Origin of the sequence: Methanosarcina sp. A14 (genome assembly GCF_001729375.1) — an archaeon.
Lineage (GTDB): Archaea > Halobacteriota > Methanosarcinia > Methanosarcinales > Methanosarcinaceae > Methanosarcina > Methanosarcina barkeri.
In genome coordinates this window covers 1-21041 of record NZ_LZPK01000375.1, presented here as the reverse complement: position 1 = coordinate 21041, position 21041 = coordinate 1, and the positions used below count along the sequence as shown (strand labels likewise).

Below are 21041 nucleotides of genomic sequence, written 5' to 3'. Positions count from 1 at the left end.
CTTCAAACTATTGATTTCCTGCAGGTAAACACTTATGGAAAATCTTGTTTTTGATATTATTCTAATATTATTATTATTATTATTATTAAAACATAGTTTCATGAAAGGACTGGCATGAATTAATGCTTACTTGAAGATTATAGTCACGCCTGTAATTGTTGCAACAAAAATCTCATTGTATCTCATTTGAGCAGTTGCATTATTTAGCCGCGTGACTATAGATAGGTTTTGTGGAAAACCTATCCAGGTCCACTTCAAGATGATGAAACAAACAAAATGTATTAGGTTATTCGTCTCAGGTTGTGGAGTTCATTATTTCAGAATAACTCTACACAGCCTAAAGATACCCTTTTCAAAATTTATTTCGGGCAGATTTCCTTAAGACCAGCAGTTACATCAGCCAGAAGTTCAATGGGAATTCCCATAATCATTTCTTCGTCTGCGATTTTGGAGTATGTCCTGCTGCCGCTGCAACCGACTGTGACTCCGATTTTGCCTTCTTTGTATACATTCACAACCCCGTCGGAGCACAGGCTCTGCTTTCCTGCAAAACTCGCTTCGATCCTGCCTCCGGTTTTGTACATTGCAGCCTGTGTAAGTAGCATTATTTGTTTAGGATTACTGATAACGACAACAACATCTGGAGTAAAAGTGGCTTTTTCCAGAGGAGAGTACAGGATAGCTTCGGTTGAGTGCGGTGGAAGCTTGGGAACTCTTTCAAGGGTACGCCTTGCAGCGCCCTGGGTGCTAAACTGTTTGAGTTTATTAAAATAAAATTCTCCACTTGCGACCTTTGGAGGCATTTCACCAAGGCCCATTGCACCAGCGCCACCTTTACACATCTGGTCATCGATAAGGGTATAGAACTCCTCGCCTGTTCTTCTAACTCTGTCAACCAGCTGGCAGTGCCTCATAGCTTCATCCACTTCTTTCATTCCTTCAGGAATTTCTCCTCCTTTTGGGATCAGCTTTACTGCAACAGGAGAAGTCTTCAGTTTCAGACAGTCTACAAGTTCTTGTCCATATTTATTGATCTCTTTTACATCCATGTTCTCAACTCCAATTTTTATATTATCTTTAAAAAGTTTTCTTATCAGACTTTATCGGTCACTGTATTGGTCTCACAAATAGTGTTTTTCTTTCCTTTTCTGAAAAATTTCTTTGTGGTACATATGATCCATTGACCATGCAGGATAAGATGGACAACTATAAGAATAACTATCAGGATTCCTGCTTTGCTGTGTATCCAAATACAGGTAGCTTTCGTTAATCCCATATATACTACATACTGCCCTCTTGGAATTCCTGAAGGTATTAAAAAATGCATAACTAAACCTGTACCTGCAACAACAAAAAATAGAGTTGTCAGAATAAGGTCTATTAAGTAATTGGTTTCTTGTCGGCTTACGGTTTCACCTCGTTAGATAGCCCTGATTCAAGCTCTCAAACATTGTGAATTAAGTCCTTTAGTGATGAGAACAATTACAGGTGCCGTTCATAGATAATTCTTGCAACAAGCCATTATTATAGTCCTCAACTGCGTTGGAAACCTTACCCGTTATTCCTGCAAATACTTTGATGTTTTTTTCCGCCAATGACATTAATGGCCTTCCGCCAATACCCGCGACGAGCACAGCATTGACATTATTTGATTCCAAAATTTTTGATGGAGCAGCGCAATTATGCTCGATCTCAGGAGACAGGTTGCTTATTGTTTTAACACTTTCAATATTTTTATTTTTTACATCCACGATAGTAAAATATTCGCATGAGCCATAATGATAACAAACATCAGATTCCAATCCACTGTCATTCATCGATGGTATAGCAATTTTTGTCATTTTTCACACTTCCTGCTTTAACGTTTAACGCTGCTGTTTTCCCCTCGCTTTTGGGATAGCAGTAATCGTTCTTAATGAACCTTTTCTCTCTTCCGTCGCCTCCGACTCGATAAACGATTTCGGAACCTCACTTCGGACAGCTAGCTGGGTGTTCAGTATTGCACTGTAATTCCCATCTATACTTACACCCGCTACAGAGAAATTCAACTTTGCACTCCCCTCTATTTATATACTCTCCTCCAGAGATCTCTATTGCTTTGCCATTGACAGGGGCATCAGTCACTTTCTGTCGGGCCTTTTGCAGATCATTCCAGAATGTTGGTTGGGGGGATGACTCAGGAAATTCCCTAAGTCTTTAGCTTAGAGGTTCATAATATGTAGCTATTGGAATGCACTATACCCTGCGTTTAACTCTATTTACTACCAAATTACTCATATGCGATTTATTATAAATAACTTACTAATTTTTATTGGTTCACTTAAAACCTATCCGAGAAGTCCTGCTGCTCTAAATACTATCTATGCACATGTAAAATGAAGCATAACACTATAATTCTCCATTTTCTTTTTCCATCTTATAATGAGTTCAGTTCATTGATTCTAAAGTATATCAAAAATGAATTTTTTGAAAGCCACGGAAAGCACGGAAGATACGAAAATAAGTAGTAAATGTGTGTTTCTTCCGTACTTTCATCCAATAAATTCGTGTCAGATCGAAAATCGGTAACAATAACGATTGTGAATGTGCTCAACTTTTCTATGAAAATTGGGCTGACTAATCTAAATCGCTAAAAGCAAATTTATATATGGAAAGTAATAAGAAATAAGATACTGCTTTCCTATAAATGTCCCCTGAGAGCAATCAACTGATATAGCAAATATACTGAAAACTATCAGTCGATCATGAAAACTAAAAAACTTTATAAAAAGTGTGCTCAAGAGCGTTTTTCTAGTTTCTCTTTGTTAGAATATATATTTATAACATTATGTTCATGCAAACATAACGCTTAAACTATAAAAGTCTGTCAGGTATTTCTATGCGTGGAAAAATAAGTACAATACTACTACTCTCTATTCTGGTTCTGGCTGTTGCGTCCTGTGGATGTGCAGAAAATGCGAATCAGCAGGCTGTTCAGAACTCAAGCACGATACAGATCACCGACATGTTGGGCAGGCAGTTAACTGTGCCGGCGGAAATCTCTTCAGTTGTAGCTACTTCTCCGCCATCCACCATCCTCGTGTATATGCTTTCTCCAGAGAAACTTGCAGGGTGGAATTTTAAAAATAATTTTACTCAACTTTACATGGTTGAAAATTACTCAAGTCTGCCTGTAATAGGGGGCTGGTTCGGAACACAGACAGGAAACTATGAAACTATAATCAAAATGCATCCTGACATTGTAATTGAAGGGTACACCACTGATGGGGAAATCCATGAAGCTATAGAGCGCAGACAGGAAAGTTTTGGAAATATTCCTGTAGTGGCTGTTAATGATTCTATTATCTTCGTCAACAAATCTGATCCTACCATACAATATGTAGGTAAACTTCTTAATTGTGAAGACCAAGCGCAAAAACTGATTGATTTCCGCAGTTCAGTCCTTAGTGAGATAAATAACACTATAAAAGATATTCCTGAAGACCATAAAGTACGTGTTTATTATGCCGAAGGTCCAAAGGGGCTAATGACTGATCCTTCAGGTTCTCAGCACTCTCAGGTCATTGATATTTGCGGTGGTATTAATGTTGCAGATTGTCAGCTTACGCCAGGGAGTGGCATGACTCAGGTTTCAATTGAGCAGGTTATGAACTGGAACCCTGAGATAATTATCACCTCAAATCCACAGTTCTATTCGACAGTTTACTCTGATTCTCTCTGGGCAAGTATAGATGCTGTGAAAAATAAGAAAGTATACCTTGCTCCTCAGAATCCTTTCTGCTGGATTGACAGGCCACAGGGCCCTCACCTTATCCTCGGAACTGCCTGGACTGCAAAAATGCTGTATCCGGACCGTTTTGCAAATATGGACCTCTCCAATCTGACTCGTGAGTTCTACTCGGAATTCTTCCACTATAATCTCACAGACAAAGAGCTGAATGCGCTACTTAACCCTTCATCAGAGGCTAAGACGTGAGCGAGCAGGACAAATCTCCGGATTTCCCCTATATTGCAGAGAACATCTTTGCCCCTATCTACCCTGTAATAGCTGCTAATATCGTCAAGCAAAGCGGGATAGAGAAAGGTATATGCCTTGACCTGGGATGCGGTATAGCATCCCTTGGAATTGCTGTTGCGGAAATCACGGACATGCAGGTATATGGTATTGATATTTCAACTAAGATGTGCAGGCTTTCACGAAACAAAGCCTTACGCCATTGCATTTCAGGGAAAGTTGCTCTTGTGCAGTCTGATGTACACCTGCTACCTTTAAAAAATAATTGTGCAGACCTCATAGTAAGTCGGGGTTCCGTATTTTTCTGGAATGACCTGCCTGTTGCCTTTAATGAGATCTCTCGCGTCCTTGCTCCTGGTGGGCAGGCATGGGTAGGAGGTGGCTTCGGCACAAAAGAGTTGAAAGCGCAGATTTCTGATAAGATGGTCGAAATAGATCCGGATTGGCGTGCCAGTTCAAAAGAACGTCTCAGTCCTGAAAACCTTCGGGCTATAAAGGAAGCTGGAAGGCAGACCGAGATTCCCTGTCATGTAATCCAGAATGATTCGGGATTCTGGATGGTATTAAGCAAGGAAGGTTAAAAAATGAAGTGCAATGTGTGTGAATTCAGGTGTGATATCGATGAATGGAGCAGGGGAAGGTGCGGGAACTACTCATGCACTGGTGATACTATTATCCAGGACCCTGATCTCGGATATCTTGGAGCATATCCTGTTTCTATAGAAACCATTCCCTTACTTCACTATTATCCCTCAGGTAAATTCCTTCAGGTTTTCAGTACTGGATGCAACTTCCAGTGTTCAGGCTGCGTAGCTCGCCTGTTAGCTTCAGGGAAATCGCTTGACCTTCCTGTGGTTACCCCGTCTCAGGTGGTGGAAAAGGCAGTGCAGCAGGGATGTCTGGGTGTAGTTTCTACACTCAATGAGCCTGCTGCAAACTATTATCTTTTCAAGGACCTTGTGGTACAGGCAAAAGAAAAAGGTTTACTTGCAGGCTGTTCTACCAACTGTTATTTCACAGGTGAGACACTGGAGGAGCTTGGAAAGCTTGTAGATTTCATGAATATTGGAATTAAAGGCTATTCTGATAAGAGTTATATAAACTGTGGAGTTCCGTCCTCTGCACCTGTTTTCCGCAATATATCCAGGCTTTTTGATATGGGTGTGCATATTGAAACTTCGGTCGTATACTTAAGGGGAAATGAAGACGACGTGATAAATGTTGCAAAAGCATTGTCTAATATTTCTCCTACAATTCCGGTTCAGGTCATGAGATTCATTCCTTTTGGGGATGCTCCGATTGAGCTTGAACCCTCTATAGGAGAGGCTGAGAACCTGTGCGCCGCTCTGCGTGAGCATGTAGACTATGTCTATCTTTTCAATTCTCCAGGTACGGAATCATTAAATACATACTGTCCTGAATGCGGTAGCCTTCTTGCAGAAAGGGAGTTTTACGGGCCCATGGGTTCCAAACCTCTAAAATCTTGGATAAATTACACCTGCACTTGTGGTAAAAATATCCCGGTTAAAGGAACGACTGCAACTGAAAGCTTCAACGAGGAAGGTTTCATGGGTGGTTACAGGATAAGCCGGGCTTTCAGTATGGTCCATGCAGTACTTACATGCCTGGGAATACTGGACAACCACAGGGTAATTGAAATCTGGGTAAAGGTTTCCAATCCTGAAACCCTGAGTCAAATACATCATATGATACAACAGCCATACTCCTATCTTGAATTTGTCAGGCTTATTGCTGAAAAAGCAAATGAGTCGGAAAAAGGAGAAGCGCTTATTTCTTTTATTCGTGAACGCTTGGAACTTGTCCAGTCTCTTGCAGCGAAAAATAGTAATCATAAGGTGTATTATTGTATGGGTTCTCCTCTTTTTGCCCTGAACGCTGGGAGAATGGAAAATAACCTTGTGGCATTTTCTGGGGGAGTCAGTATCAATAAACAGATTCAAAAAGAAGGCAAACCGGGTGTAAATGTTTCTCCCTCTTTTATAAATGAGCAGAATCCTGAGACAATTTTTATTTCAGGTTTCCTTTCTCGTCCTCTAGATGAATTTTATGGCCTGTGCCATCAATACGGCATATCTGCAGATGCAGTAAAAGAGCACCATGTCTATGAAATTCCCCCTTCCTGGGATTTCGGGAACCCTCGCTGGATACTGGGACTCATGTACATAGCAGATAAACTGAACCCGGAAAGCTCAGTAATTGACCTGAAAAAGGAAGCAGATGAGTTTTATCTAAGGTTTTATGGTATGCCTTTTGAGGAAGCAAAGCCTAACAGGTCATTTCACAGACCTACCTCTGGCATCTGGTCCAGGCATGTTATGAGGTATACTCATGCCTGATTACAAGTTTAATCGCACTACTCTGGTGTACCTGTTACCTATCGCATTACTCATAATCTCCCTTTTTATTGGAAGATACCAGACCCCACTGTCGGCAGTTGTGGATGAGAGTATGAAGGTTTTTTCATCTCTTTTTTTTGGTACTCCTATTTCAGTCTCCACTCAACACACGGTACTATTCAATGTAAGGCTACCGAGGATACTTGCAGCTTTACTGGTAGGCGCAGCTCTTTCCATAGCTGGAGCTTCTTTCCAGGGAATCTTTCGTAATCCACTTGTGTCTCCTTATATCCTTGGAGTAGGTTCAGGGGCAGGTTTTGGAGCATGCCTTGCAATATTGCTCTGGAATAATTATCTGATGATACAGTTGACGGCTTTTGCTTTCGGACTCCTTGCGATGTTTATTGCTATAAGTATGGGTAAAGTCAGCAAAGGTACTGGAACTTTAGTATTCGTGCTTTCGGGAATTATTGTGAGCTCTATTTTTACGGCTCTTACGTCGCTGGCAAAGTATGTAGCAGATCCTTATGATCAACTTCCTGAAATAGTATTCTGGCTTATGGGAAGCCTTGCCAGTGTCAGGTACGGTGATCTGCTCTACATATTATTGCCTATATTTATTGGGACTCTAGTATTGTTTCTTTTCAGGTGGCGTATCAACATTTTGTCCTTGGGAGACGAAGAAGCTAAAGCTCTTGGGACGGATGTGGAAAAAACGCGCCTGGTTATCATTGTTTGTGCGACTCTTGTAACCTCAGCAGCAGTCAGTATCAGCGGTGTCATTGGGTGGGTCGGACTTGTTGTGCCTCATATCTCAAGAATGATTGTTGGTCCCAATTATAGCCGCCTCTTGCCTATGAGTATGATTATTGGAGCATCGTTTATGCTGGTCGTGGATGACCTTTCAAGGACTATTGTAGCTACAGAAATTCCCCTGGGAATCCTAACTTCCCTGGTAGGAGCTCCGGTGTTTGCATATCTTATCAAGAAGGGGCGTATGGGATGGAACTGATGCTGGAAGTAAAGTCCCTTGCTTTCTCTTATGGAAACAATCCAGTATTTGAAAATGTATCTTTTTCGCTGAAAAAGGGCGAAATCATGTGTATTCTGGGTCCAAACGGAGCAGGAAAATCTACACTTATCAAATGTATTGCAGGAATCCTCAAACCAGCTGTGGGGTCTGTCTTTATTCAGGGAAAGGATACAGCTTCTCTTGGGGTAAGAGGAATTGCCAGGCATATAGGTTACGTACCTCAGCAGAATGAAGTGGTTTTTCCATTTACTGTGCTGGATTTTGTAGTCATGGGCCGTGCTCCACACCTTTCCATGTTCGCATCCCCTGGCGCAGAGGATATTAAACTTGCAAAAGAATCTTTAGCAATGGTGGGAATTTCCGATCTTGCAGAAAGGCCGGTTGCTAACCTCAGTGGAGGACAGGGTCAAATGGTGCTTATTGCCAGGGCTCTTGTCCAGAAGCCTGCTCTGCTTTTGCTGGACGAGCCAACTTCTCACCTTGATTTTGGCAACCAGGTCCTTGTGCTGGAAACTGTCCAGAAACTGGCTTCACTTGGTATGTCTATTGTAATGAATACACACATGCCAGACCATGCTTTTCTGTTAGGTGACAAGGCTGCAGCTCTGTCTGGAGGTAGACTGGTTGCCGTAGGAAAAGTTGAAACCGTTGTAACCAGTAAGATGATGTCTTCAGTCTATGGTGTAAATGTAGCTGTCAGGGAAATTGAAGATATGAAAAGGAAAGTGTGTTTACCCTTAAGAAGGTAAACAAAGTATGACAAAAATAGAAAAGATCTACGAAAAATAAGGTGAAATAAAACGTATCCATAAAACGCATCCATAAAACGCAGTCTAAAGAGAAAAAAGGCGGAAGGGAAGAGACCCGGATCTTATCTGTCCCACCTTACTATTTTTAAAGTTTAAAGAGACTATTAATTTAAATGCCTCCAGAAAACGTTTCATCTTTGAAGTCAATAAATAACAGGCTTTCTATATCCTATTATTCCAGTTGGGGGCGCTTTCTATGGACAACTCAAAACCTTATTTCAACCCTGAAATCGAGACCATGGACAGGGGAGAGCTAGATGCTCTCGTAGAGGAGCGGGTACGATACACGGTAAAATATGCGGCAGAAAATTCTCCTTTTTACAGAAAATGGTTTGAAAAGCAGGGTGTGAACCCGGCTGAGATCAAAACCCATGATGATCTTCTGGACCTTCCAATAATCTCGGGAAACATTATCCGCGAAAACCAGCCTCCAGAAACGAGCGAATTCATGTTCAGGAGTGTGGGCTGGAAGGATGTTTTCACAGTTCATGAGACTAGCGGAACCAGCGGAAACCCGAAGAGTTTTTTCCTTACATGGGAGGATTGGGAAAGGTATTCGGAAAAATACGCTCGTATTTTCAGGTCACAGGGTTTTGGTCCTGGAGACAGGGTTGTTGTCTGTGCTTCTTATGGGATGAATGTAGGGGCAAACACCATGACCCTTGCGGCCAGGCAGCTTGGTATGAGCATTATTCCTGAGGGCAAGTGCACATTTCCCCTGCGAGTTATCGAAGCTTACAGGCCTACAGGCATAGTAGGCAGCGTATTCAAACTCCTGAGCCTTGCCAGAAGGTTACGGGTAGAGGGCATTGACCCTCGAGAGTCAGGTGTAAATAAACTGGTTGTAGGAGGAGAAGCCTTTGCTGACGAGTCAAGGAATTATCTTTCCGAAATCTGGGGCTGTCCTGTTTATAACACCTATGGAAGCACGGAAGGCACGATGTGCGGTGAGTGTGATGAGGTGTCAGGGCTGCATGTGCCTGAAGATCTTGTCCATGTTGATATTTACGATCCCCATCTCGAAAATTATGTGCCTGACGGAGAATGCGGAAGAGTTATCCTGAGCACACTGCTGCCTGTTGGGGCAAAAGCAGGAACTCTTCTTTTAAACTATGATACCGAAGACACGACTGTGGTGCTTACGCGCAAACAGTGTCCCTGCGGAAGGACGCATATGAAAATTCTGACCCCTCAGCGGGAAGCTGAAACCGCGTGGGTAGAAGTAACTCCCTTTAACCGCGTAGATGTGGAAAAGGGCGTTTTTCAGCGTGAAAACATGGACTACCTGACCGGAGAATATGAGGCTTTTCTTTATGGTACAGAAGACGAGGGAGAAACCGTACTCAGAGTTAGTATGGAATGTGAAAATCCTGAGGTGTGCGATCGGAATCTTATAAAAGAAAACTTTCTTCGTACTTTTCTCAGATATAAACCTCTGCTTTCCAGAGCTTATGCCGAAGGCACTTTTAAAATAGTATTCAATTTCACAGGTCCTATGGGGCTCGAACTGAGCAGGATAAAAGGCAGGCCTAAAAGGCTTGTAGACAGGCGGTAAGAGAACAAGAAGAGAGCAAGGTATAGAGTAATGCTGAAATGACGCATATAATGCTGAAACAAATACAGAGAATGCTAAAATGACATAGAAAATACTGAAATAACACATGGAATAATGAAATAACACATGGAATACTGAAATAACACATGGAATAATGAAATTGTTGATGACGGAAAAGTGCGCTTATCTGGTAGATGTATTCGTGCCTGAGAACAATCTTAATCACAATTTTCTTAAAGTTCTGTTGAAAAATACTCTATTTAAGACTTTTTTCTACCTTTTATTATATTTTTATGTCATTTCCTATATATTATTCAGTAAAACCAAAATTCTTTTATTGATATCGGTTTTTACTTGACAAATAAAAATGGTTATATATTGATGAGTTCAGATAAAGTACAATGAATGGTCAATAACTAAATAAACTGATTTCAAATAAATTTGCCTTTCATATCTTAATAACAATGTTTGTTGATATTGTTTTCTCCAGACTGGATAGTTACTTTTTCCAAAATAAAAAAACTTATATATTTTTTAGTGGCAGATGTAAACCATTACCAAGGATTTATATTTGTAAAGAATGAATATTTGTTATCAACTCTTTTATATTAGTACCTATGTGAAAAAAACATATATAGTGCTACATATAATATACTAAAGTATTATATCGTAAACAAGTCCAAGATTATTTGGTGATATTATGGAAACAGAACTTATGCGGATAGGAGTTTCCCTTCCTGATACCCTTCTGGGTAAATTTGATGAGATTATCGAAAAAAGAGGTTATTCTTCTCGTTCTGAAGGCATAAGGGATGCCATCAGGAGTTACATTTCTTATTATGAATGGATGGGTGACATTAAGGGTTACCGTGTCGGAACCATTTCGGTTATTTACGACCATACTAAAAGGGGGCTCTCAAATGCTATTGCAGATATTCAACACAACTATTCTCACCTGATAAAATCTTCAGTGCATATACACCTTGATCATGACAACTGTTTTGAAGTGATTGTTCTCGATGGGGAAGGTGAAGAGATTAAGGAGCTTGCCGAAGCTATAATGGCCCTCAAAGGGGTAAAGTTCTCAAAGCTCACAACTGTAGCATCAACCGATAAAATCTGATCTTTTCCCAGGCCGGAGTGTCCCTCAAACAGCTATGAGAAAGTAAGGATGGAGTAAAGAAAAGATTTCTATATGGAAAAGATTTCTAGATGAGCTTATCCCAAAACCTATTTTATTCTAAATCACTATGAGTTTTCAGGATCAGTTTAATGATTAGGTATTCAACTGACTGTTCCATATACGAAATTCAAAAATCACAAATTCAAAAATCAAATTTTGAGTTTCAGGATAGGCTCGATGGAAATGATTTCTATATGGAAAAGATTTCAAAGAGGATACTAAATTCCTCTTGATTTCTATGTTTAAGCTTTTTCAAAGTGCTTTTCAATATGTTTCAGGAGCAGGTTTCCGAACTCTGTGAGTTCATAAATCTGAAAACTCCGTTCTCTTCGCGAGTTCACCAGTCCTGCTTCTTTTAACAGCTTAAGATGATAGGAAAGAGCTGAATGCTGCTGGTCCGTACAGTCCACAAGGACACAAACACAGAGGCTCTGGACTTCAAGGGCTTTGAGAATTCTGAGGCGAGTGGGATCTGAAAGTACCTTAAACAGGCTAACGATTTCTCCCACATCCTCATTCATTGCCGCATGTACAGCATCAAGCACATCTTCCGGAAGACAATATGCATCCTTTACTTCAATTATTTTTTTTTCAGACATTTCTTCCACTTGACCATTAGTTCGAATAAAGCATGTGGTTATTATTTTAATTTTTTGTGTTTAGTGCTTCAGTTATTTCTTAGATTCTCCGGTTTAAATACTCAGATTTTTCTTAGGTTCTTCGATTTAAATACTCATATCTGATTTACATTATTTGTTTACTCTTTTTGTTCTATTATAAATATACTGTATCAGGTTGTTTCCATGTAAAGCCATTAGGGATGAATGGACGGAGCTCAATAGGGCCAGTGAGGGTCAAACTAAAGCTCGTTGGAGATGCCGGTGATCATCTGTGACTCGAGAAGCAAGTTGGTCTTTACCCAGGTTGTAGTTCACCCTTTCAAAACATCCTTATCAGTACAAAGCACTTCTCTCCACCTGAGTCCGAGTTCGGAGAGGGCTAGACCTCCTCCTATTAAAGTAATTGAATTTTTTATAATATGATCAAGCACGGCAACCGTAAATCCTATTTCCGGTTTGATTCCACCAAGTCCGAAAACTGCAGTCAGGGCAACTTCATATGTTCCTATAGCTCCAGGCGTTATCGGAATTATTTTTGCAATATTTCCCAGGGCTACAGCCAGGAAAATCAGTGATATCATATATGTGGACGAGACACTTTCTCCTACTGTCGGAAATGATTTGAGGACAAGGAAACAGGTGAATATATCTATTCCCCATATCAGAAGAGAAGAGGCTGTCACTGCTAGAAACGATCTCGGACGTACGGCAACGATGCTTATCTGGTGTAAAAAAGTAGAGGCAAAAATCTTTATCTTTCCAGAGAGCCCGTTTTGGGAATTTCTAATTTCCAGTCTTTTTCTTGCGTTGCCTTCTCGGAAAGAAACAATAAAGAGAATCAAGAAAAAAAGCACTACTGCAAGTCTGGACAGCTTTATCAGGGATTCCATCCAGGGTTCAAGTTCAAAACGGGACGTAGCACCTGAAGAAGCAAGTATTGCTATGGAAGTTATTGCAACTATATCAAAGACTCTTTCTACGGTTATCGAGGAGAAGCTAGTTGTAAAGGCAAGGTCCTTGCTTTTTTTCAGGATATACATTCTGCTCAGGTCTCCTATCCGTGCTGGAAGAATTACATTTGCGGATTGGCTGATAAAAATGCTGCCTGTAAGAAACCCAAGCTCGTATTGATTTCCAAGCCTGTTAAGGATCTGTTGGAAACGAACTCCTCTTAAAGGCCAGGAAACACAGTACACCAGAGCAGCTGAAACCAGAGTCCTGAAGGATGCTTGCTTCACATTTTCCAGAATATCCGATGCACCCAAGAAGGTTGCAACAAACGCAAGGATCAGAATTGCAAGGGCAGCTGTTAAAAAGAATTTTCCTTTTCCTGAAACTTCGAGCGGGGATGAGAGTTCTCTCCAGAGACGGAATATTTCGGACCCCATTCCTTTGACATCTTTTGCCAGATTAACCTTGCTTGACCCTCCATGTCTCCAGTAAACCGGAAGTTCCATTACTCTATATTCTTTGTGTTGGGCTCTGACAAGTATTTCGGTATCCCAGAACCAGTGTTCATTCTTGGTCTCATCGAGAAGTTCAAAGAGAGCTTCTCTCTTGAAAGCCTTAAAACCACACTGGTGGTCATAGAGTTTTGAATGCAAAAAAAGCCTCACCAGAAAATTATATCCCCTGCTTGCAAACTCTCGCTTAAAAGGCCTTTTTGCATCGCTATCGGGCATCATTCTTGAGCCTGTAGCAAAATCATAGCCATCCGTGCTCACAGCTCTGATCAGTTTTTCCAGATATTTCATATCTGTAGCAAGGTCCACGTCAATATAGCAGAGGACTTCTCCTGAAGCTGCCTTAAAAGCCCGGTTAAGAGCTTTTCCCCGGCCCTGTCGTTTCTCCGAATGCAGGTGGACAACATAAGCATACTGTTCCGCGAGCCTGGAAGCTATCCGGTCCGTCCCGTCCTTGCTGCCGTCTTCAGCTATGATGATCTCAAAACGGTCTGTTATTTTAAAAAGTGTTTCTGCTGTAACTAAGACAGCCTTATCGATATTTGCTGCCTCATTATAAGCTGGTAAAACCACCGATACGCTGGTAATGGATAAGACCCCACTATTTTCATTCCATTATTGGGAGCGAATCTACGATTTATATAAATAGATTTTTATATATAGTCACGAGGATAAATAATGCAACTACTCAATAAGGTACAATGAGTTTTTGTTGCAATAATTGTAGGCGTGACTATAACTCTGAGTTTAAGGTTCCCCCTAAAAACCGAAAACTCAGAATTCCTTTTTTACTTTATAAATTCGGACTGAACCCTGGTAAACAGGTTCAAAATAAGTTTCGTCCTGGAACTTATCCGTTTTTATATCATACATCTGCCGTTCAAGTTGACCGATATAAACATAGTTTATGTTATATTTATTCATGAGCTCAAGAGCTTTTTTTTTACTGCTGGTACTGTAAATGGTATTTACGTCTTCAAACCTTGCCCTGATTTCTGTATCGTCTCTTCCCCAGAACTGCTCATGCCTTGCCCACCCAATAACCGTAGGAAGCCCGGTATTTGCCGAGACACGCGAAATATAACTATAACTGCTGTCATCTGAGGAAGCTTCAAGGATTATCGGAGTTCCACTGAGGTTTTCCTGAATCCATTTTATAGCGTCATAATCTCCACGATCCAGCTCTTTCATGTATTCCATGCCGTCAAGGGCAGGTTTCGCATTCATATCTTCTATTCTCGTAAAGGTAGCTACTACAGGAAAGACGCTGCATGAAAGAACCAGAAGCATAAGTGAAACTGTCCATACTTTTTTTCCATAAACCCTGTTAGTAGGAAGGTTATTCTTGGGAAAGGCTCTGTAGCGGAAATAAAGCTGATAGAAGGAATAAGAAGCAGCAATAGCTAGAAATGTCCATAAGTGTATGTAAAACTTGAAAACCGTATTCATGCGGGCAAAATTCCCGGAAATGGGGTCATCAAGGAAGATTATCTCACAGAAAAGAGCTAAAAATACAGCTACTGCTATAAGAAGAGAAACGAATCCTGCACTGCTCCTTTCAGTAAGGTCTTTTTGGAAAGAATAAAGTGAAAGGGCAAGTAAGGGGAGAAGGATTACAAGCAGGGGAATAGACAATTCCTTGGCAAGAAATGCTGATATTCCTATCCACAGAAGAAAATATTGTATTTTTCTTCTGGATTCCAGGCGGGTTATGAGAAAAGAAAGGGTCAAAAAAAGGAAAAGGCTGAACAGGATAAGGAATTCTCCAATTGTTGTACGAAGTTCTGGAGGAACAAAGTCAAATCCACTTGCAGCTTGCGGTTTAAATGACAGATAAAAGGGCAAATACGGAAGAAGGCTGAGAGCGAAAACTGAAAGAACTGTTTCCAGAAAACCGGTAACGGATCTAGATAGGCTTTTATTTTGGATATATAAGCTTTTACTGCGGATATAATACCCGTAGTAAAAAGCAAAAACAACTGCAAATGTCAGGCTGAAATATATCGGGAAATCCCAGGAATTAGAAAGAAATAAAAAACCAAGGGATACTGAAAAAATCAGAAGTTCCAGTATACTTTCAAAGACCCGGTTGCTGTCTTTCCTGAGATATATGTTCAGGAGAAAAGCAAGTACCAGAAGCTGGAAAGGAATTGCAATCATATGAGAATGCAGGTCTCCGTGTATGAAACTGAAGTAAGGAAATTCATTTATTGTATATGGGATAACTCTCGAACTGCTCCAGTAGTATCCCACTATAGTCGTTTCTTTGATAAGATACATGGATATAAATTCTTTAACTCCCTGCAAGTTTCCTAGCAGGATCACGAATAAGGCAGTAAGAAACCCATACCTGATTTTTCCATGAGTGAGGTTATATCCAAATCCAAAAAGGAGATTGAAAGAAAGAGCGAAAGTGAGTGCAATAGCCAGATTGAAAAGCATTGACGGTTCGACAGAAAATAATTTTCCAGGAGCTCCTACTGCAAGATATCCAAAATAGTAATAAAAATCAAGGGAACCACCTGCAAACCAGGGATCTGCCGGGGGGAAAGAAGAAGTTCTCATAACTGCGTTCAAAAAAGCAAAATCCATAAATTTTTCATGCCTGTAGATCTTAGGGAGATACATACGTATAAGCAGAAAAAAAAAGAAGCTTGCAGCGAATACGAGCTCATTTGACAACAGGATTTTCTTTTCAGGTAAGGTCCTTTGTTTTCGATAGACAATTCCTGATATAAGGCAAAGTAGAAGTACCGAGATAAGGATCGTGCGTCTGTTAAAACCACATAAAAAGGAAAAAAGCCAGGCAAGATATGTGACGAGCACTATTCCCAGAGTCCTTGCTGCAGAATAACCTCTGTCAGCAAGCCGATTTCCAGCTATTCCTGCAAGAGGAATGGAAACCAGGCCCAGTATTTCAATAAAAATAAACCAGAAAATTACGTGAAGATACTCTAACACCGCTCTCTTCCCTTTAAAATCGATTGCTTAATGTACACTTTCTAAAGCCCCACTCTCTTGAAGTGTACTTTTTATGCATAAAATCTGCATTCAAAACCTGAGCTTTTTATTAGCTCGGCAAGGTCACTAAAGGTCTTGGTTCCGAGAGGTATTGAAATATTCCAAATACTTTCGCAGTCGGTATTCCTGTTTTCCCAACTTTATTTACCTTACAGAAGTGTCGATAATATGTATTTTGTAAATAGGTTTATATTTTTATCGTATGAAAAAAATTTTTCTTTTTTCTCCAGATTTTATATTTTTTATGTTTTACATGATTGAGTTCTCTTTAGCTGCTTGTAGCAATCCTGTATTGTTTACGAATTCCTCTGTATTTCCTTTGTATTCTATGTATTGCCACTTTTCAAACTTGCTAATTTATATCTTAATTTAATTTCATGAGTAACTTGTATATAAGACAAAAATGTATAAGATTTCAATTAGTTTCATAGAGAAACTAATTTGAACCTAGTACTAACAGAGAACAATTCAACATATGAAAAAGAAGGCTAAATCGAAACAGCCTTTGGTCTGATCGGCCAACAAACAGATACGTTAAACCTACATGCTGGCTTTCCGAATGCAAGTATGGCTTCTTAAAATACACAAAAAGTGGCACATTCAACTAATCTTATGGGATCTTTAAAAGAAAAAAGAGGTAAGATATGAATTCAAAAAAATCAAGATTATGGACTAAAGATTTTATAGTCATTTTTGTTGAAAATTTTATAGCTGCTTTAAGTTTTTACTTATTAATGATAGTCATGTCTGGATATGCGATGAGTAAATTTAATTCATCCCCAGGTGAAGCGGGCTTTTCTGCCAGTATATTCATAATTGGCGGACTTATCGCACGTCTGTTTGTCGGAAAATGGATCGGACAAATCGGTCATAAGAAGATCCTTTACGTGGGGGTTATTTTAAGCTTAATTATGACGCTATTATATTTTAGGGTTAATAATATTTTTCTTCTGTTTACTGTCCGCTTTCTTCATGGCATGGGATTTGGCATTACTACTACAGCAACGGCTACAATCGTTGCAAATATTATTCCTATGGAGAGGAAGGGTGAAGGGATTGCCTATTTCGGATTAAGTCAGATACTCGCAACCGCTATCGGCCCCTTTTTAGGTATGTTCATTAGCCAGTACGGCAGTTTCGTCATGATTTTTGCTACCTGTGCAATTGCCTCATCAATCAGCCTTGTCATTTTGCCGTTTTTATCATCCTTACATAAAATGGAATTAACAAAAGAACAGATGGAGAAAATGAAGGGATTCAAATTTAACAACTTCTTTGAACCCAGGGTAATTCCAATTTCAGTCGTTTGTATGTTTATTTTCAGCTGTTATTCGAGTGTTGTGTCCTTCCTTGAAGTGTACTCCAAGGAAATTCATCTCGTAGATGAAGCCAGCTTCTTTTTCATAGTATATGCCGCAGTAATTTTAGTTTCGAGGCCGATTATTGGCCGACTGTTTGACTCCAAAGGTGAAAATACAATCATGTACCCGGCAATTCTGATATTTACGGCTGGAATGATACTGTTTAGCCAAACTCATCACGGTTATACACTTTTGTTAGCCGCAGCTTTGATAGGGCTTGGATTTGGAGCTATACAGTCCAGTACTCAAGCGATTTCTGTAAAAATAACTCCGCAACATCGTATGGGGTTGGCGAATTCAACCTATTTTGCGTTTTCAGATATAGGAATGGGAATTGGGCCTTTGATGGTTGGATTTATTATTCCTTTTACCGGTTATAGAGGAATATACATGTTCATGGCAGTTTTTGCGGCGGTGTGCCTGATATTGTATTATCTATTATATGGGAAAAAAGCTATGCGCAGCAAAGGTGTTAGGCATTTCTAAATAGTATCTGAAAAAAGATCTAAATCTAAAAATCTACGATTGTAATTTCAAATTAGTTTTATCTGTTATTACTTCTTAACTAACTTATTCCAAAGCGAACTTCCAGGTGTTATAAAATGGAGGATAAAATCATGGTAGATCCAAGAGAAATCCTCGGTTCAATCGCCATCATCTACCGAAGCCATCTAGCATGTATGGCAAAAGAACTCGAAGTCTACAAGATAGGAAGCGGACAATTTGATTTTTTAATGGTTTTATACCGCAAGGATGGCCTCTCTCAGGAAACCATTGCAAAAACCCTTAAAGTTAGCAAAGCAACAAGTACAAGAGCTATCAAAAACCTGGAAAAAGAAGGTTATGTGTACAGACAAAGAGATGAAAATGACCTTCGGGCTTACAGGGTTTACCTGACTGAAAAAGGAAAGGAAGTAAGAAAGGTGATTCTGGAAAAATTGGTTTTTTTTGTCGATGCACTCCTTTCGGATTTCACACCTGAAGAAAGAGAACTTCTCAGGCGGTTGATTCGTAAGGCCTCACTTAAATTTCATGAGTCGGAATTCAAGCCCCTTATTTTTGATAGTCCGATCGATGAATAAGCGTGATAAGAAGTTAGTGGATTTGTTCTATTGTCGTTGACTATCTGTTATAGCAAGAATTATCTAATCTTTAGACCTGCTCCAAGCTGTACCTCTTGTTATCTTAAAATAGGTCTTTGTAAGTACTGATATATATGAAAATGCAGATTAATGGAAAAGCTGTGGACGTATGCAACGGCGAATTTTTTGATATCATAAACCCGGGAACAGGTGAACTTGTTGACCGGGTTCCAAAAGGCACGGAAGATGATGCGGCAATAGCCGTTGAATCGGCATCGTCAGCTTTTAATGGCTGGGCTTCCACATCTCCGCAGCAAAGAGCCAGGATTCTTTACACAGCTGCGGGAATTGTAAGGCAGAGAAAGGATGAACTTGCTGTTCTACTTACCCGGGAACAGGGTAAACCTCTTGCCGAAGCTAAAAACGAGATTGAAGGTTTTGCACATGTCCTTGAGTATTATTGCGGGCTTGCAAGCAGTTTTCACGGAGATTTTGTTCCAATTCCTCAAAATGGATACGCTTTTACTGTAAAGAAGCCTCTGGGAGTCTGTACAGCTATAATTCCCTGGAATATGCCTGCTCTTATTATGGCATGGAAAATAGGTCCTGCCCTGATTTCAGGAAATACGCTTGTCCTGAAACCTGCAAGCAATACCCCTCTTACTAACCTTGTCCTGGCTTCTATCCTCAACGAGGCAGGGCTTCCGCCAGGTGTGCTCAATATCGTTACAGGCCCTGGTGAGGTTGTGGGAGAAAGCCTGGTTAGGAGCTCGAAGGTTAAAAAAATCTCCTTTACCGGAGAAGTGAAAACCGGGAAACGTGTAGCAGAGCTTGCAGCCGGCGGGATGAAAAGAGTAACCCTTGAGCTTGGAGGCAGTGATCCAATGCTGGTCTGTGATGATGCTAACCTGGAGGCTGCAGTCGCAGGGGCTCTCAGGGGAAGATTTTACAATTGCGGACAGGCCTGTACTGCTGTAAAGAGGCTTTTTGTTTTCGAATCCGTAGCTGAAGGGTTTATAAAAAAGCTTGAAGCGGGCATCCGAAATTTAAGGGTTGGAAACGGGCTGCAGGAAAACATCGACATGGGACCTCTTAACAACCGCAGGCAATGGGAATATATAAAAGGGCTTGTTGCAGACGTCGAAGAAAAGGATGAAGGCAGAATAGTTACAGGAGGCAGAGTTCCAGAGGGAAGCTCCTGTAGTAAAGGATATTTTTTCGAGCCCACACTTATTACAGATGTGGCCAGAGAATCCAGGCTTCTGAATGAAGAAGTATTCGGTCCGGTCCTACCTGTAGTCCGAGTGAAAGATCTTGATGAAGCAATTGAAGAAGCCAATAATACCTGCTATGGGCTTGGTGCCTCTATCTGGACAAAAAACCTTGATAGAGCTCGTGCAGGATGTGAACAGTTGAATGCAGGAATTATCTGGCTTAATCAGCACCTTAAGGTTGCTCCTGAAGTTCCTTTCGGGGGTACCAGGGAGAGCGGGATTGGAAGAGAAAACGGTCCTGATGCTCTTTCTGAATATCTTGATCTGAAAACAGTAATGCTAAAAATCTAAAACAGTAATGCTAAAAACAATAATGCTAAAAACAATAATGCTAAAACTCCAATACAGTAATGCTAAAACTCCAATACAGTAATGCTAAAATCTAAACCAGTATGCTAAAAACTTAATGTAATCAGTAAAAAGGCTTCAAGAAAGCTATGACTTTCAAGGCTGATAAAATAAAGATTTTTCGATGAGCCAGTTAACGTGAAGCTCATCGGACCTTTTTCTGTAAAATCGTATCAATAAGTTCTAAAATTTACTTAATCATAAAATTTATTTTTTCTGGTATTTGGGCAGAAGCTGCATAAATTCGGAAGCTTCCATAACCGGCACGCTGTCAATTACGCAGACATCCGACCAGGGCAGGTTGAAAGCTCCGTAAGCTTCGGCACTTTCGGCTTCGTAAAGGATGTAATAACGGTTTCCGGAAAGGTCAACCCACTGGTTAATGATATCGATTCCTTCTGGAATCTCCAGTTTCTTAAAATGCTCAAGGATCTTATCGCGGTTCGAAGGGTCCCAGGTACTAACGTCCATGAATAACATCTTTTACCACTCCTCTTATTTTCGCGCTGCCAATACCCCTTCCCGGAAGCCAGGGCAGCTTTTTACAGCATCCGGGATCTCTTTTTGAGAGCAAAGCTCAAGGGAAAACAAGTCTATTCTCCGGTGCCATCTCCACAAATGCGGATTTGACCAGCACGCCCCCAAATGCCGACTAACGGCAGAAGTCCAGATTTTTTAGAGTTTTACTGTCTTTTCCGAATTCATCATTGCTTAAATCCCCGTGAATGATAAATCCAGAAGGACAGGTAATCATGCAGAACTTCTTTCTGCATACAGATACAGACAGTATATTATCATCCCTTAGCCTATATAATAGTTAGTCCTAAAAGACTATATTAAGTCCGGGAACTTCTTCAGATGCACGAAAATTTTAATAAAAATACCGAAAATGAATATACAGGAAATGAAAATATCGGAAA

At 40.4% G+C, this 21041-nt stretch carries 17 protein-coding genes and 1 pseudogene; 10 read left to right on the top strand and 8 right to left on the bottom strand.

All coding sequences use genetic code 11. The features are described from left to right. Positions 1-359: 359 nt before the first annotated feature. The 4 genes and pseudogenes from A9239_RS16940 to A9239_RS20705 all read right to left on the bottom strand — a co-directional run. A complete protein-coding gene (locus A9239_RS16940; protein ID WP_048121946.1) occupies positions 360-1049 on the bottom strand; it encodes a DUF169 domain-containing protein in 690 nt (229 codons plus the stop codon). Positions 1050-1093: 44 nt separating this feature from the next. Then, entirely contained in the window at positions 1094-1372 is a 279-nt protein-coding gene (locus A9239_RS16935) for a DUF4405 domain-containing protein (protein ID WP_255361971.1), read from the bottom strand. Between the two features lie 94 nt (positions 1373-1466). Further along, positions 1467-1841, bottom strand: coding sequence for a NifB/NifX family molybdenum-iron cluster-binding protein (locus A9239_RS16930; RefSeq protein WP_048121942.1), 375 nt, complete (start codon positions 1839-1841; stop codon positions 1467-1469). 127 nt (positions 1842-1968) lie between these two features. Further along, positions 1969-2154 (bottom strand): annotated as a pseudogene (locus tag A9239_RS20705) (hypothetical protein); the annotation flags it as partial. Positions 2155-2878: 724 nt separating this feature from the next. Here A9239_RS20705 and A9239_RS16920 point away from each other — a divergent pair. The 7 genes from A9239_RS16920 (at position 2879) to nikR (ending at position 10892) form a co-directional block, all read left to right on the top strand. After that, positions 2879-3976, top strand: a complete 1098-nt coding sequence (locus A9239_RS16920) for an iron ABC transporter substrate-binding protein (RefSeq protein ID WP_048121938.1) — start codon at positions 2879-2881, stop codon at positions 3974-3976. Further along, entirely contained in the window at positions 3973-4596 is a 624-nt protein-coding gene (locus A9239_RS16915; protein WP_048121936.1) for a class I SAM-dependent methyltransferase, read from the top strand. The genes A9239_RS16920 and A9239_RS16915 overlap by 4 nt, the downstream gene beginning before the upstream one ends. Before the next feature lie 3 nt (positions 4597-4599). Further along, positions 4600-6372: a radical SAM protein gene (locus tag A9239_RS16910; RefSeq protein WP_048121934.1), complete on the top strand. Its 1773-nt coding sequence runs from the start codon at positions 4600-4602 to the stop codon at positions 6370-6372. Next, the gene (locus tag A9239_RS16905; RefSeq protein WP_048121932.1) at positions 6365-7384 is read left to right on the top strand and encodes an iron ABC transporter permease; all 1020 of its coding nucleotides are present in this window, start codon (positions 6365-6367) and stop codon (positions 7382-7384) included. The genes A9239_RS16910 and A9239_RS16905 overlap by 8 nt, the downstream gene beginning before the upstream one ends. After that, complete coding sequence (locus A9239_RS16900; RefSeq protein ID WP_048121930.1) at positions 7375-8154, top strand: ABC transporter ATP-binding protein; 780 nt, start codon at positions 7375-7377, stop codon at positions 8152-8154. The genes A9239_RS16905 and A9239_RS16900 overlap by 10 nt, the downstream gene beginning before the upstream one ends. Before the next feature lie 256 nt (positions 8155-8410). After that, complete coding sequence (ftsA, locus tag A9239_RS16895) at positions 8411-9769, top strand: coenzyme F390 synthetase (protein ID WP_048121928.1); 1359 nt, start codon at positions 8411-8413, stop codon at positions 9767-9769. 700 nt (positions 9770-10469) lie between these two features. Beyond that, positions 10470-10892, top strand: a complete 423-nt coding sequence (nikR, locus tag A9239_RS16890; RefSeq protein ID WP_011305541.1) for a nickel-responsive transcriptional regulator NikR — start codon at positions 10470-10472, stop codon at positions 10890-10892. Between the two features lie 302 nt (positions 10893-11194). Here nikR and A9239_RS16885 read toward each other — a convergent pair whose 3' ends face one another. The 3 genes from A9239_RS16885 to A9239_RS16875 form a co-directional block, all read right to left on the bottom strand. After that, positions 11195-11551, bottom strand: a complete 357-nt coding sequence (locus A9239_RS16885; protein ID WP_048121926.1) for a helix-turn-helix transcriptional regulator — start codon at positions 11549-11551, stop codon at positions 11195-11197. Between the two features lie 332 nt (positions 11552-11883). After that, a complete protein-coding gene (locus tag A9239_RS16880) occupies positions 11884-13608 on the bottom strand; it encodes a flippase-like domain-containing protein (RefSeq protein ID WP_069575384.1) in 1725 nt (574 codons plus the stop codon). 201 nt (positions 13609-13809) lie between these two features. After that, positions 13810-15996: a DUF2298 domain-containing protein gene (locus A9239_RS16875; RefSeq protein WP_048156318.1), complete on the bottom strand. Its 2187-nt coding sequence runs from the start codon at positions 15994-15996 to the stop codon at positions 13810-13812. A 704-nt stretch (positions 15997-16700) separates the two neighbouring features. On the opposite strand from A9239_RS16875, the gene A9239_RS16870 reads away from it, so the two are divergent. The 3 genes from A9239_RS16870 to A9239_RS16860 all read left to right on the top strand — a co-directional run bounded on the left by A9239_RS16870 (position 16701) and on the right by A9239_RS16860 (position 20064). Beyond that, on the top strand, positions 16701-17903 hold the full coding sequence (locus A9239_RS16870) for an MFS transporter (protein ID WP_048121921.1): 1203 nt from the start codon (positions 16701-16703) through the stop codon (positions 17901-17903). 131 nt (positions 17904-18034) lie between these two features. Continuing rightward, complete coding sequence (locus A9239_RS16865; RefSeq protein WP_048123575.1) at positions 18035-18499, top strand: MarR family winged helix-turn-helix transcriptional regulator; 465 nt, start codon at positions 18035-18037, stop codon at positions 18497-18499. A 134-nt stretch (positions 18500-18633) separates the two neighbouring features. Beyond that, on the top strand, positions 18634-20064 hold the full coding sequence (locus tag A9239_RS16860) for an aldehyde dehydrogenase (RefSeq protein ID WP_176722180.1): 1431 nt from the start codon (positions 18634-18636) through the stop codon (positions 20062-20064). A 264-nt stretch (positions 20065-20328) separates the two neighbouring features. Here A9239_RS16860 and A9239_RS16855 read toward each other — a convergent pair whose 3' ends face one another. Continuing rightward, positions 20329-20601: a DUF3303 domain-containing protein gene (locus A9239_RS16855; protein ID WP_011305536.1), complete on the bottom strand. Its 273-nt coding sequence runs from the start codon at positions 20599-20601 to the stop codon at positions 20329-20331. Positions 20602-21041: the final 440 nt, after the last annotated feature.

What these genes read in the sequence shown, in the direction of transcription:
- A9239_RS16940 (WP_048121946.1), bottom strand. Translation starts at nt 1,049, where the DNA reads ATGGATGTAAAAGAGATCAATAAATATGGACAAGAACTTGTAGACTGT.
- A9239_RS16930 (WP_048121942.1), bottom strand. Translation starts at nt 1,841, where the DNA reads ATGACAAAAATTGCTATACCATCGATGAATGACAGTGGATTGGAATCT.
- A9239_RS16920 (WP_048121938.1), top strand. Translation starts at nt 2,879, where the DNA reads ATGCGTGGAAAAATAAGTACAATACTACTACTCTCTATTCTGGTTCTG.
- A9239_RS16910 (WP_048121934.1), top strand. Translation starts at nt 4,600, where the DNA reads ATGAAGTGCAATGTGTGTGAATTCAGGTGTGATATCGATGAATGGAGC.
- A9239_RS16905 (WP_048121932.1), top strand. Translation starts at nt 6,365, where the DNA reads ATGCCTGATTACAAGTTTAATCGCACTACTCTGGTGTACCTGTTACCT.
- A9239_RS16900 (WP_048121930.1), top strand. Translation starts at nt 7,375, where the DNA reads ATGGAACTGATGCTGGAAGTAAAGTCCCTTGCTTTCTCTTATGGAAAC.
- ftsA (WP_048121928.1), top strand. Translation starts at nt 8,411, where the DNA reads ATGGACAACTCAAAACCTTATTTCAACCCTGAAATCGAGACCATGGAC.
- nikR (WP_011305541.1), top strand. Translation starts at nt 10,470, where the DNA reads ATGGAAACAGAACTTATGCGGATAGGAGTTTCCCTTCCTGATACCCTT.
- A9239_RS16885 (WP_048121926.1), bottom strand. Translation starts at nt 11,551, where the DNA reads ATGTCTGAAAAAAAAATAATTGAAGTAAAGGATGCATATTGTCTTCCG.
- A9239_RS16870 (WP_048121921.1), top strand. Translation starts at nt 16,701, where the DNA reads ATGAATTCAAAAAAATCAAGATTATGGACTAAAGATTTTATAGTCATT.
- A9239_RS16865 (WP_048123575.1), top strand. Translation starts at nt 18,035, where the DNA reads ATGGTAGATCCAAGAGAAATCCTCGGTTCAATCGCCATCATCTACCGA.
- A9239_RS16860 (WP_176722180.1), top strand. Translation starts at nt 18,634, where the DNA reads ATGAAAATGCAGATTAATGGAAAAGCTGTGGACGTATGCAACGGCGAA.
- A9239_RS16855 (WP_011305536.1), bottom strand. Translation starts at nt 20,601, where the DNA reads ATGTTATTCATGGACGTTAGTACCTGGGACCCTTCGAACCGCGATAAG.